General features: G+C 61.0%; 11 protein-coding genes. 5 read left to right on the top strand and 6 right to left on the bottom strand.

Going from position 1 to position 13174, the window contains the following annotated elements:
* Position 1: 1 nt before the first annotated feature.
* Positions 2-1975 carry an adenylate/guanylate cyclase domain-containing protein gene (locus ACP7E6_RS02105; RefSeq protein ID WP_426227462.1) on the bottom strand — a complete coding sequence of 658 codons (1974 nt, stop codon included), beginning with the start codon at positions 1973-1975 and terminating at the stop codon, positions 2-4.
* A gap of 119 nt (positions 1976-2094) precedes the next feature.
* Positions 2095-3033, bottom strand: a complete 939-nt coding sequence (gene pcaQ / locus ACP7E6_RS02100) for a pca operon transcription factor PcaQ (protein WP_426227461.1) — start codon at positions 3031-3033, stop codon at positions 2095-2097.
* 94 nt (positions 3034-3127) lie between these two features.
* Here pcaQ and pcaD point away from each other — a divergent pair, with 94 nt between their 5' ends.
* Genes pcaD through ACP7E6_RS02075 form a run of 5 tightly spaced genes read left to right on the top strand, consistent with a single transcriptional unit; the run spans position 3128 to position 6798 of the window.
* Entirely contained in the window at positions 3128-3940 is an 813-nt protein-coding gene (pcaD, locus tag ACP7E6_RS02095) for a 3-oxoadipate enol-lactonase (RefSeq protein WP_426227459.1), read from the top strand.
* The gene (pcaC, locus tag ACP7E6_RS02090) at positions 3933-4337 is read left to right on the top strand and encodes a 4-carboxymuconolactone decarboxylase (protein ID WP_426227457.1); all 405 of its coding nucleotides are present in this window, start codon (positions 3933-3935) and stop codon (positions 4335-4337) included. Before pcaD ends, pcaC begins: the two co-directional genes overlap by 8 nt.
* Before the next feature lie 11 nt (positions 4338-4348).
* Positions 4349-5098 carry a protocatechuate 3,4-dioxygenase subunit beta gene (gene pcaH, locus ACP7E6_RS02085; RefSeq protein WP_426227455.1) on the top strand — a complete coding sequence of 250 codons (750 nt, stop codon included), beginning with the start codon at positions 4349-4351 and terminating at the stop codon, positions 5096-5098.
* Entirely contained in the window at positions 5098-5712 is a 615-nt protein-coding gene (gene pcaG / locus ACP7E6_RS02080) for a protocatechuate 3,4-dioxygenase subunit alpha (protein WP_426227453.1), read from the top strand. The genes pcaH and pcaG overlap by 1 nt, the downstream gene beginning before the upstream one ends.
* A gap of 33 nt (positions 5713-5745) precedes the next feature.
* The gene (locus ACP7E6_RS02075; protein WP_426227451.1) at positions 5746-6798 is read left to right on the top strand and encodes a 3-carboxy-cis,cis-muconate cycloisomerase; all 1053 of its coding nucleotides are present in this window, start codon (positions 5746-5748) and stop codon (positions 6796-6798) included.
* A gap of 99 nt (positions 6799-6897) precedes the next feature.
* Here the strand turns inward: ACP7E6_RS02075 and ACP7E6_RS02070 are convergent, their stop codons facing one another.
* The 4 genes from ACP7E6_RS02070 to ACP7E6_RS02055 all read right to left on the bottom strand — a co-directional run bounded on the left by ACP7E6_RS02070 (position 6898) and on the right by ACP7E6_RS02055 (position 13158).
* Positions 6898-8829: a DEAD/DEAH box helicase gene (locus ACP7E6_RS02070; protein WP_426227449.1), complete on the bottom strand. Its 1932-nt coding sequence runs from the start codon at positions 8827-8829 to the stop codon at positions 6898-6900.
* A 265-nt stretch (positions 8830-9094) separates the two neighbouring features.
* Entirely contained in the window at positions 9095-10456 is a 1362-nt protein-coding gene (locus ACP7E6_RS02065; RefSeq protein ID WP_426228501.1) for a TadE/TadG family type IV pilus assembly protein, read from the bottom strand.
* A gap of 387 nt (positions 10457-10843) precedes the next feature.
* Positions 10844-12319: a mannitol dehydrogenase family protein gene (locus ACP7E6_RS02060; RefSeq protein ID WP_426227447.1), complete on the bottom strand. Its 1476-nt coding sequence runs from the start codon at positions 12317-12319 to the stop codon at positions 10844-10846.
* A complete protein-coding gene (locus tag ACP7E6_RS02055) occupies positions 12316-13158 on the bottom strand; it encodes an ABC transporter permease (protein WP_426227446.1) in 843 nt (280 codons plus the stop codon). Before ACP7E6_RS02055 ends, ACP7E6_RS02060 begins: the two co-directional genes overlap by 4 nt.
* Positions 13159-13174 lie beyond the last annotated feature (16 nt).

The following is a 13174-nucleotide window of genomic DNA, read 5'->3' as shown; positions in this document are numbered from 1 at the left end:
GTCAGGTTTGGAGTGCAGCTTGCGTCTGCGAACAGTCCGCTTCGGTCTTTTCACCGACAACCTCGAATAGTTGCAACGCCGTCGCCCGGCCCTTGACCTGCGCCTCCCCGAGCGGACGAAAGGCGATTGCGTCACCACACAGTGCAACTACGGCACTGCTGGCGAGAATCGCCGTGCCATAGACCTTGTTCATTCCCTCGAGCCGCGACGCCACGTTCACGGTGTCGCCCATCGCGGTATATTGCAGCCGATCTCTGGCGCCGACGCTGCCGACCACCGCCGTGCCTGTGTGAATGCCGAAGCGGGTGCGCAATTCCGGCAGCCCCTGCGCCTTCAGATCGGCATTGAATACTTTAAGTTTTCTCTCGACCGCCAGAGCGCAGCGGCAGGCGTTTTCCGCATGGTGCTCATCGGCCACCGGCGCATTCCACATGGCAAACACCGAATCCCCGAGAAACTGGATGATCTCGCCGCCATGGGCGCCGACGGTCTCGTTGAAGATATCGAAATAGTCCGACAGCAGCGCCACCACCTCTTCCGGTGTCCGCTGCTCGCTGAGCGTGGTGAAATCGTAGATATCGGTAAACCAGGCCGTCACCTCTTGGCGCCGCGCGCCGCGCCCGGCAAATTGCCCGGATTCGATACCCTTGCGCACCAGTTCCTTCGGCACATAGAGCGCGAAGGTGAAGATCGCATCGCGCGCCCGGTTCATCGCCCGCCCCAGCGTCGATATCTCGGTGACATGCGAGGACACGTGGCTCGGCGCGGTGAAATCCAGATCCTGCAGCCGGTTGGCATTGGCGGTCAGCTGGCTCAGCGACTGCGTGATCAGCCGCGCCAGGAACAGCGCTGCGAGCAGTCCGAGAATGACGATGGCAGCGGCGATGGCAAGCCCCTGATAGAGGTTGCGATTGGCAGTGGCCGTCAATTCGTCAAGGGGGGCTGCCACCACGGTCCGGTGTCCTGCAAGCAAAAGCACGGATTTTACCGACGTCGCCAGGATGATGTAGGTGCGGCCCTCGATATCGGCGAAACTCACACCGTTGCCAGCCGGAAGATTGGCCTTGATGCCGGTCAGCAGCGGATCGACGGGCTTTGAAACATCCAGCTCCCCCTTTTCCTTCTGCGTCGCCATATGCGCCATAAGCCCGCGATCGGAATGCATGATCGGTTTTCCGGCGGCGTCCATGACAAAAGCGACCGTTTCGGCGGTCAGGCGTTCGCGCGCCATGAATTCGGTAATCGTTCCAAGGTCGATATCGGCACCAATGACGATGCCGCCATTGCCGCTATGCGCCTGGGAAATGCTCATGCCCAACGCGCCGGTCGTCACCATCGTATAGGGACCGATCGCTGCCGGCATCGTGCCGTTGACTGCAGCCTGATACCAGGGACGTTTCCTCGGATCGAATCCGGTTGAAAGGAGACGCCGCTCCAATATCTGATTGCCGTCCTTGTCGAGGAAGATCAGCCGGTTGCTGCGGTCGCCCGTCTGTTCCATTTGCATCGAGCGAACCGCAATCACCGCCATGTCCGGCGCCTCAAGAGCTGTGCGCCAGGCCGGCGCTCTCAGATCGACCGCCTGGATGAACTCGCCATCCGGGTAGCCGGCGTAAATGCCGTCCAGATTGGAGGATTGAGCAATGATCTCGCGCAGCAGCTTGATCTTGTCGGTCATACGTTCTGGTGGCGGCACCAGAAAGGAATTGGCGATCGACGCCGTGAACCCGACCAGCGCCGTCGTGCGCCCGGAAAGAATGCCCAACCGGTCGATCAGCCGCTCGGAAAAGGCCCGCATGTCGGCCTCGGCATTGGTCAGCGCCGCGTCGCGCGCCCGCACATAGCCCAGACTGATCAGCGTTCCCGATACGGCGATCAGCAGAGCCGCCATGGCAAGCCCCAGAAGCGATCTCAGCGGCTTTGTCCAGACCGTCGGCCGGCCGTTTGCGGCAGGCTCACCCATTGCTTCTGACATGCTTTTCCTTTGACCCCTAAACGCCAATGAAATCCAAAACTTGGAGTTGAATGCAGATTATCAGCCGGTGGCGTTTTCGTACAGGCAAACCATCCGGCTGCTGGCAGCCTTGGGGCAGCCTACCGGCGCTCAACCGGAGCAGCCGAAACGTCGGCCGCAGCCTCGCGGATCGTCTGCATCAGGATCGCCAGCGGCATCGAGGGAATGGCATTGGCCCGCATCGTCAGTCCGACCGGACCCTTGGTCTCGCTGGTATCGATCGGCAAGGCCGCCAGCACTCCATCCTCGATATCGCCGGCCACGACGCCAGCCGAAATGATCCAGATGGCATCGCTCGCCCGCACGAAAGCCCGGCCGAAGGAATCCGACACGGTTTCGATCTGGTTGGGCAGGCTGGCGATACCGTTGGTGATCAGGAACCGTTCGACGAACGGCCGGATGATCGAGGCGCGTGTCGGCATCAGCACCGGATAGACGCTGAGATTGTCGAAAACCGATTGTTTGGCCGACAGCAGCGGGTGGCCGGTCCGCACGACGAAGACGACCTGCTCGGAATAGAGATGCTCGAAGGAAAACCCGGTCATCTGCTCCGGTGCCGCAAGCCGCCCGACAACCAGATCGAGATCACCGACCCGCAACTGTTCCAGAAGCACGGCATTCTCGCCGGTGACGATCTTGATACGGCTGCCGGTTTCCTCTTTAAGAAAATTCGCCATGGCGCGCGGCATAATCCGGGTCGAGACAGTCGGAAGCGCACCGATCCGAACCGGCGGCCCATCGCCGGAGCGCACCTGCGACACCGAATCCAGCCCTTGCCTGAGCGCCGTCAGCGCCGCCCCCGCATGCCGCAGAAAGGCTTCGCCGTAGCGGGTGATCTTGATACCGCGGCCGTCTCGTTCGAAGACGGAAACGCCCAAAACCTCTTCCAGCTCGCGGATGGTCTTGGTCACCGCCGGCTGGCTGACATGCAGGAGACCAGCGGCTTTCATCACGCTCTTCTGGCGGGCGACCTCGACAAAGGTCTGCAGATGGCGGAATTTCACGCGAGCGTCGATCATGGAAACTCATAACTCACAAGTTAATGATAGGCAATAAAATGTCATTTTACCGAACCAGATTAAAGTTCCAATCTGTTTCCCGAGGAGAGTTCCCGTGCAGTTTGCCCGCATCAACGACGTCACGCTTCACTATCAGGTCATCGGCGCTGCCAATGGCAAGCCGGTGCTGGTTTTTGCCAATTCGCTCGGCACGGATTTCCGCATCTGGCGCGACGTGATCGTGCGGTTCGCCGGCGACTTTGCCATGGTTCTCTATGACAAGCGCGGCCATGGCCTCTCCGATGTCGGCGACATGCCCTATTCGATGGACCTGCACGTCGCCGATCTCGCCGGCCTGCTCGATCTCCTAGCCGTTAAGCAGGCGATCATCTGCGGCCTTTCGGTCGGCGGCCTGATCGCGCAGGGCCTTTATGCCGTCCGGCCCGACCTCGTACGGGCGCTGGCACTCTGCGATACCGCCCACAAGATCGGCACGGCGGATCTGTGGAACACCCGCATCGCCGCCATCGAACAGAATGGCATAGCCAGCATTACCGACAGCATTCTCGAACGCTGGTTCACGCCCGCCTTCCGCCGGCCGGAAAATAACGCCCTGCGCGGCTATCGCAACATGCTGATCCGCCAGCCCGTCACCGGTTATACCGGCACCTGCGCTGCGATCCGCGATGCCGACTTTACCGACGCAGCCAAGCGCATCGCCGTTCCGGCGATCTGCATCGTCGGCGATCAGGATGGCTCGACGCCGCCCGATCTCGTTCTGTCGACCGCAAAACTCATTACCGGCGCGCACTACGAAGTTATCAAGGATGCCGGCCATATCCCTTGCGTCGAGCAACCGGAGGCGCTGACCGCCGTGCTGCGCGCTTTCATCGATACCGTCCTGTCTGGAGAAAAAGCCCATGAGTGAGGCCGCAGTTCCCACCGAACGTTACCGTCAGGGCCTGGTCACCCGCCGTGCCGTGCTGGGCGACCGTCATGTCGATAGGGCACAGTCGGCGACCACCGATTTCGACCAGCCGTTTCAGGAGTTGATCACCGAGGCCGCCTGGGGCAACCTTTGGTCGCGGCCGAACTGGACGAAACGCGAGCGCTCGATGGTCACCATCGCCCTGCTGGCTGCCCTTGGCCATGACGAGGAGGTGGCGATGCACGTGCGTGCCACCGCCAATACCGGCGCCAGCCGCGAGGATATCGGCGAAGCGCTGCTGCATGTGGCGATCTATGCCGGCGTTCCCGCCGCCAACCGGGCGATCAAGATCGCCAAGCAGGTTTTCGAACAGATGGACGCCGAACAGGCGGCATGAGGCAGAATGACATGTCCGATCTTTCCAACAACAAGCCTGAGACCGGCGCATTCTTCCAGCGCGACCGCGCCTGGCATGCCCCTGCCCTGACCCCGGGCTACAAAACCTCGGTGCTGCGCTCGCCGCAAAAGGCGCTGCTGTCGCTTGATGGCACGCTGTCCGAGATCACCGGCCCGGTCTTCGGCCATTCGCTGCTCGGCGAACTCGACAATGATCTCATCCACAATTTCGCCAAGCCCGGCGAGAGCGCCATCGGCGAACGCATCATCGTCCATGGCCGTGTGCTCGACGAACGCGGCAAACCCGTTCCCGGCGCGCTGCTGGAATTCTGGCAGGCCAATGCCGGCGGACGATACCGTCATAAGAAGGAAAGCTATCTCGCCGCGCTCGACCCGAATTTCGGCGGCTGCGGCCGTGCGATCACCGACGAGGACGGCAGCTACCGGTTCCGCACCATCCGGCCCGGCGCCTATCCCTGGCCAAACGGCGTCAACGACTGGCGTCCGGCCCATATCCATTTCTCGATCTTCGGTCATGGCTTTGCTCAGCGGCTGATCACCCAGATGTATTTCGAAGGCGATCCCATGATCTGGAAGTGTCCGATCGTCACCACCATCCCGGACAGACGCGCCATCGAACAGCTGATCGCGCCGCTCGACTGGGCCAATACCATCCCGATGGACGCGCGCGCCTACAAGTTCGACATCGTTCTGCGCGGCCGCCGTTCGACGCTGTTTGAAAACCGGATGGAGGGAAACTGATGGTCCAGGATCTCGGCTACCTAAAAGAATCGCCGTCGCAGACCGCCGGCCCCTATGTCCATATCGGCTGCACCCCGAATTTCGCCGGCATTACCGGTGTCTATGAGGCCGATCTCGGCATCACGATGGTCAACGACCGGACGCTGGGAGAACGCATCACCGTGCGCGGCCGCGTCATCGACGGCGCCGGTGTGCCGCTGAAGGACGCGCTCGTCGAAATCTGGCAGGCAGACGCTGCCGGGTTCTACAACAGCCCGTCGGACCTGCGCGGCACCGCCGATCCCAATTTCACCGGCTGGGGCCGCTGCCCGACCGGCACTGAGGACGGTGTCTTCACGTTCGAAACCATCAAGCCCGGACGCGCGCCCTACAAGGACGGGCGCAAGATGGCGCCGCACATCACCGTCTGGATCGTCGCCCGCGGCATCAATATCGGCCTGCACACCCGCATGTATTTTGCCGATGAGCCGGAAGCCAATGCCGAAGATCCGCTGCTTGCCCGCATCGAACACCGCCACCGCGTGTCGACCCTGGTCGCGCCGCGCGACGGATCGGTCTATACGTTCGATATCCATTTGCAGGGCGACAAGGAAACCGTGTTCCTCGACATCTAGTCCCGGAACCAAGCCCGGGAATAAGGAACAGACATGACCGCCTCGGCCTTCGACCATCCCTATCTCTCGGGCCTTCTCGGCGACGCGGAAATTTCCGCCTTGTTCTCGGCGGACGCGGATATCCGCGCCATGCTGTCCTTCGAGGCGGCCTTGGCACAGGCGCAAGCGGATCACGGTGTCGTTTCAAAGGAAGCGGCTGTTCGTATCACTGAGGCCTGCGGCACGTTTCAGCCCGACGTCCTTGCTTTGCGCCACGCCGTCGCGACGGATGGCGTGGTGATCCCCGAGCTTGTCCGGCAATTGCGCAAGGCAATTAGTGGTGAAGCTGCGGAAAAAATCCATTTCGGCGCCACCAGCCAGGATGTCCTCGATACCAGCCTGATGCTGCGGCTAAAGGCGGCCTGCGCCATCCTTTCCGATCGATTGTCGCAACTGCTATGTTCGTTCGACGGTCTGGGTCACGATTGGGGCAAAAGCCAGCTGATCGGCCACACGCGCATGCAGGCCGCGATCCCGATCACCGTCGCCGATCGCATCGCCGCATGGTCATCGCCGCTTGCCGATTATGGCGACAGGCTGCAAAAAACGTCGTTCCCGGTACAATTCGGCGGAGCCGCAGGAACACTCGATAAATTGGGCGACAAGGCGTCCGCCGTTCGGGCGACGCTGGCCGAAACCCTCGGCCTTTCCGATCGCCCGCAATGGCAAAGCCAGCGCGCTATCATCGGCGATCTCGCCCACCTCCTGTCGCTGATCTCAGGCAGCCTTGGCAAATTCGGCCAGGATATCGCCCTGCTCGCTCAATCGGGAACCGAAATTACGCTTTCGGGCGGCGGCGGCTCGTCGGCCATGCCGCACAAGCAGAACCCGGTCAATGCCGAAACGCTTGTGTCGCTGGCCCGCTTCAATGCCGTCCAGCTTTCCGGCATTCACCAGTCGATGGTGCATGAACAGGAACGGTCGGGGGCCGCCTGGACCCTGGAATGGATGATCCTGCCGCAGATGGTCATCGCCTGCGGCGCCAGCACACGGCTCGCCTCCACGCTTGCCGGCAAGATCAAGCGGCTTGGCACAGCAAGCGCATAGAGCACGCATTCTCTTCCAACGAAAAACCCGCGCATCTTTCGATACGCGGATTTTTCAGTCTCTGGCGAGCAGGCTGTACCTACTCGCCAGATAATTCAATCAGTTCGTCTTGTTCTTGAACGGCTTGCGCTTGACGCCCTCGGTCGCAGGCTTGTCAAACTTCGGCTTGTCGAATTTCGGTTTATCGAATTTCGGCTTATCCAAAGCAGGCTTGCCGGCCTTCTTGGTCCAGGGCTTGCTGTCGGTCTTTTCGGCCGGGCGGTTCTCGGCCTTCGCAAAATCGGGCTTGCCCTCGAACTTGCGCTTGGGCTTTTCGCCGTTCCAGTCGGCCTGCTTGGCCGGATATGGCTTCTTGCCGGCAAACGGTGCGCCGCGCGAGCCGCCGGACAGGTCTGGCATGCCGTCGAGCTGCGTCACGGTGATGCCCTTTTCGAGCGCCCGCTTCGGCCCGATCGCCTCGACGAAACGATCCACCCAGTCGCGCGCGATCTCGATATAGGTTTCTTCGGTCTGCATCTTGATGGCGCCGATTTCCTGCTTGGTGATCTTACCGATGCGGCACAGCATCGGGATCAGCCAGCGCGGTTCGACACTCTGCTTGCGGCCAGCCGACAGAGAAAACCAGACGCTGTCGCCAAAATCGCCACGCGGAGCACGCGGTTCGCTGCGTTCCGGACGGTCGCCACGGTCCGGACGATCGCCGGATGGGGTGTAGGATGGCGTATCCATCAGATCTTCCGGTGCCGAACGGCCCGCACGCGCCTGTCGCAGGAAAGCCGCAGCCACCTGGTCGGCACCATGCTTTTCCAGCAGTTCGCGGATGAAATCGGCCTCGTCGGGCGTGATTGCTTCGGTCAGCGCCGGATCGGCAAGAACCCGCTCGTCATCGCGGCGGCTGACTTCGTCGGCCGATGGTGGACGGCCCCATTCGGCATTGATATTGGCATCGCGCAGCAGGCGTTCAGCCTTGCGGCGGGCGCTGTTGGGCACGATCAGCGCGCTGACACCCTTGCGTCCGGCACGGCCCGTGCGGCCACTCCGGTGCAGCAGCGTATCGGGGTTGGTCGGCAGATCGGCATGAACCACCAGTTCGAGGCCCGGCAGATCGATACCGCGGGCAGCGACGTCGGTGGCGATGCAGACGCGGGCGCGTCCGTCGCGCATCGCCTGTAGCGCATGGGTGCGCTCGTTCTGGCTGAGTTCGCCGGACATGGCAACAACAGCGAAACCGCGATTGTTGAAGCGCGCGGTCAGATGGTTGACGGCAGCACGGGTCGAGCAGAACACCAGCGCATTCTTTGCCTCATAGAAGCGCAGCACGTTGATGATCGCATTTTCGCGGTCGGACGGCGCAACGGTTAGCGCCCGGTATTCAATGTCGAGATGCTGCTTCTGCTCGGCCTGGGTCGAGATGCGAATGGCATCTTTCTGGTAGCTCTTCGCCAGATTGGCGATCGAGCGTGGCACGGTTGCCGAAAACATCAGCGTCCGGCGGTCGGCAGGCGCTGCCTCAAGAATGAATTCGAGGTCTTCGCGGAAGCCCAGATCGAGCATCTCGTCGGCTTCGTCGAGAACGACGGCCTTCAGGCTCGACATGTCGAGGCCGTTGCGGCGGATATGGTCGCAGAGACGGCCAGGCGTGCCGACGACGATATGGGCGCCGCGATCGAGCGCGCGCCGTTCGCTGCGCATATCCATGCCGCCGACGCAGGAGACGACGGTCGCGCCGGTCAGTTCATAGAGCCATTCCAGTTCGCGCTTGACCTGCAGCGCCAGTTCCCGGGTCGGAGCGACGGCGAGCGCCAAAGGCGCGCCTGGCTGGCCGAACCGGTCCTTGCCTTCAAGCAGCGTCGAGGCAAGCGCCAGACCGAAGGCCACGGTCTTTCCCGAACCGGTCTGCGCCGAGACCAGGGCGTCCCTGCCTTCGAGTTCAGGGCCCAAAACAGCCTTCTGAACCGGCGTCAACTCTGAATAACCGCGCTTGCTCAATGCCTGAGCGATCGCCGGAGCGATGCCGTCTAACTCTACCATATGTTTATCTTTCGGAATTCGGATGTCATGCGTTCCTCGGTCGATGAGGGTAATCGCAGTCCCCGCAGCCGGCACGTCGCCAGCCAATACATGCGCGCCTCTTACTGCGCCTGAGCGCAATTGTACAGAGCGTCACGATGCTGCGCTGCAAAAACGCCAGAGAATACCATCAGGCAAGCGGTTTGATAGACGAGAAAACGGCCATATCTCCGTCATTGAAGGCATGGCCGTTCAGTTTTAAGGATCTCGTCGGTGCAGGCGCTGCTCAGCTCGTCAGACGCGGTGTATGCACCACCTTGTTGAACAGTGTCTTCATCGCACCCTCGAGATTCTGCGACGGCGGCACCTCGAAATAGAAGCCGGGAGACGCACATTCCTGCATCTTCGTACCGATCGTGGGCTGGAAGGGCTTGATCCACGAATTGTACCAGTCATTGGTCGGCAGCGGCAGGTAGGTGGTATAAAGCACCGCGATCTTGATACCCCGCGCTTTCAAGGCGGTACAATTTTTCGTATCGATCGGCTCCTGACAGCGGCTGCCGCTCAATTTCGCCGTGCATCCTTTCGGCTTATAGCTATCGCCGACACCATCGGACACGAAGAATACGATTTTTTCCGGAGTTGCGGCTGCCAGACCATTGCCCGGCGTGCCGATTTCGTCGCCGATCTTGCTCAGTGCATTGTCGAAGTCGGTCTGCTGGTCGTTGTTGTAACCCTGCTTCGGTATGCTCATCAATTTGATACCCTCCGCAGTCTTCTGTACCTTTGAAAGATCGCCGCTCAGGCCGGCCACCTTGAGCAGTTTGGTATCCATCGCAGTCTCGCCAAACGTATAGGTGGCCATGCGGAATTGATCGGGATAGCTCTGCTGTCTGGTGGCTTCCTTGGTGAGTTCCACCACCGCTTTTGCCACCGCATCGATGCGAATCGAGATGCCGTTGAGCTTGGCGACGGCATAGTTGCTGCCGCCGTCGATCACGCCCTTCTCCGATACGATATGACACGCGAAAGCACAGTTCCTCGAACCCGAGTCCGCGACGTTCTTCGTCGCCTTGATCATCTTGTCGATATCGGCCGTTGTCGAAGCCACGCCCATGGATGGGGTATTGTCGAGCAGCAGGTAGAAATCCATGAAGGACTGCGATTGAAAGACAGCGTTGGCGCTGCCTGAAATCGTAATACTTTCCTTTCCGAGAATGCGCAGGAAAGATGTCTTCAAGGTTGCCTGATAGGTCAGCTTGGCTTTGATATCCTTGCCGTCCTTGGTGACCGACACCTTGACGACATCGAGATTCATATCCTGCGACTCGACTTTTTCTTTCTTTAGACCGTCCTCTTGCACCGAGCTCGCATTGGTTGCGGCTTGAGCTTTGAAAAAAGCCTCCGCTTCCGCCTCGCTGATGGATACGTGACCGTCCATGGTCATGCCGACGGCCTGGGTGACACCTGCCGATCTTTCGGCGATCGATCCCAGCACTGCCGCATCGGCAGCATCCTGCAGCCTCGATTTCAGCTCCATGGCGCGGCTGATATCCACCGCCATGCCGGCAGAGCCCAGAATGGGAACGATGGCGATGGCGCCTAGGATGGCGAAATTGCCAGCCCGGTCGGCAAGGAGCTTCTTCAAGATGCGCACTGTGATCCCCCGTCTCCGCACCAGGCGTCGCCTGGCGTAGATGCATTCCTCAGACGATGGACAGTAATTGCGAAACTCTAAATGGTGGTAAAAAGCGGTAGTTAATCGAAACGTAATTGAGCAGAACGTGTTTTTAATAAATTACCGCAAGGGCCGGTCGATTTGGCAGAAAAACGCAACGCTTAACCTGCGCCGCAAGGATATCAGGGCACTCAGGCAGAAAAGAATACAAGGTAGTGGAAGAGCGCATCAAATAATACATATATTATTTGATGTACAACCTGGGATGTATTTAAGTTGACTGGAGCCTCTGCATATCGATGAGCCACGACCCGGATGCCTCTGGGCCGTCGCCGCAACACCTTAGAGAGAGAGATCTTACGGACTTGGTGTTTGCCATCCGGCCAGTTCTGCGGCGCTCCCGGTGGCAAGGAGACGCGACAAAACGCCGATAAGCGCGCCCCGGAAACCGGCATCGCGCCCGAGATCGTCGGCGAAGACGTCTTCCAGACCGAGAAACGCCGCGACGATCTCTCCCGGATCGTCCAGACCTTGCGTCATTGCCGCGATACGCCGGGCGAGCGGATCGCGAACGTCAATCGCCTGCCCCGCCTCGTCAAGGCCGCGTGCGTAATACATCCATGCGGCAACCCCAAGCACCAGCCGGTCATAGGAAGCTCCTGCCCGGATGCGGTCGCGGATCGTGCCGAGCAGCCGCTGCGGCAGCTTTTGCGATCCATCCATGGCGATCTGCCAGGTGCGATGGCGCAACGCCGGGTTTTTGAACCGCGCAATCAGCGCCAGACGATAGGCAACCAGATCGAAGCCGGTAAGCTGCGGCAGCGTCGGGGAAACCTCTTCGCGCATCAGTCCCTCGATCAGCGGCTGCATGCCCGGCAGGGCCATCGCCTCCGCTACCGTTTCAGCGCCGGCCAGATAACCCAGATAGGCAAGGGTCGAATGACTGCCGTTGAGAAGCCGCAGTTTCATCGTCTCGAAAACCGAAACCTCGGGCACGAAGACGGCGCCCGCCGCCTCCCAAGCCGGCCGGCCCAGCGGAAAATGATCCTCTATAACCCATTGCCGGAATGGCTCGGTCACCACCGGCCAGGCATCCCCGACACCAAGAGCACCCGCAATCACGTTACGATCGGCATCCGTCGTTGCCGGCACGATCCGGTCTATCATGGTGGATGGGCAAGCGACCCCGGCGACGAAAGCGGCAAGCTGCGGATCCCTGAGCTCGGCAAAACGGCTGACGACACGCTTCAGCACATGGCCGTTCGACGGAAGATTGTCGCAAGACAGAAGCGTGAACGCTGCCACGCCTGCCTCTTGCCTTCGGGCCAGAGCCTCGACGATGAAGCCGATGGCAGATCTCGGATCTCCCGGATTTTGCAGGTCGTGGAGAACATCCGGATGATTGTCGTCCAGCATGCCGGTCGCCGGATTGTGACAATAGCCCTTTTCGGTCACCGTCAGGGAGACGATGCGGGTCGCCGGATCGGCCATCCGCGCCAGAACGGCTTGCGGGTCCTCCGGCGCAACGAGGGTTTCGACAACGCTGCCGATGATCCGCAGCGTCTCGCCCCCGCCATCCTGAACCTTCAGCGTATAGAGCCCGTCCTGAGGTTCAAGCGCATCACGGGTGTCGGCGCTGCGCAGCGAAACCCCGCAAATGCCCCAGGAAGGATCGCGCGCCAAGACCTCATCGGTAAACACCGCCTGATGCGCCCGGTGGAAGGCGCCGATCCCGAGATGGACGATGCCGACCGTCACCTTGGTCCGGTCATAATCCGGCGTTGCGATCGTCTTTGGCAGATGTGGCAGGGTGTCGTTGGATAATCTGGTCATGATGCGGGCTGCTGTTTGGCGCGGGCGACGATCTGCGAGGGGTTGACGAATTGCAGGGCAAGGATCAGCCAGAACAGCGTCGTCACCATATAGATCACCGCCATGGCGTCGATCGACTGTCCGGCCCGCACGCCTGACGCAAAGACGGCGTAGTAGAGCGAAACGACCAGCGTCTGGCTTGTCGGCCCGGCAATCAGGAAGGTCAGCTCGAACATCGCGATCGTGCGCACCAGCACCAGAAGCAACGCCGCCAGCATGCCGGGCAGCAGAAGCGGCAACAGGATGCGCAGGAACAGGCTGCCGGTACCGGCCCCGAAGACGCGCGCCGCCGCTTCGATGCGCGGATCGATCTGCTCGATGAAGGGGATCATCACCAGAACGACGAAAGGCAGCGAGGGCACGAGATTGATCAGCACGACGCCCCAGAAGGAGCCGCCGAGACCGAGCTGGTAGAGCACCGTCGCCAGCGGAATGCCATAGGTCAGCGGCGGAATGAGCAGGGGCAAGAGGAAAAGGAGAACGACGAGGCGCTTGCCCGGAAAATCCCGCCGCGCCAGCGCATAGGCCGCGGTCACGCCAAGCGCCCCGGAAATGAGAACCACGGTAAAGACGATCTGGAAGGTCACGAACACGACGCTCGACAGCTGGAATTCCTTCCAGGCGCTGAAATACCATTTTGTCGTCAGGCCGATCGGCAGCCAGGTGCCGAGCCAGCGGGTGGCAAAGGAATTGACCACCACGGCGGCAATCACGCCGATGAGATTGAGAATGAACAGGCCGGCAACCGCCCAGACGGCAAAACGCCAGATTTTCGATACGAGGCCCTGATCACGGATCATAGCGGCATCTCCCGGA

The organism is Pararhizobium sp. DWP3-4, from assembly GCF_049898205.1.
Lineage (GTDB): Bacteria > Pseudomonadota > Alphaproteobacteria > Rhizobiales > Rhizobiaceae > Pararhizobium.
Note: the sequence above shows the minus strand (reverse complement) of the source record. Positions and strands in the feature narration are given on the sequence as shown.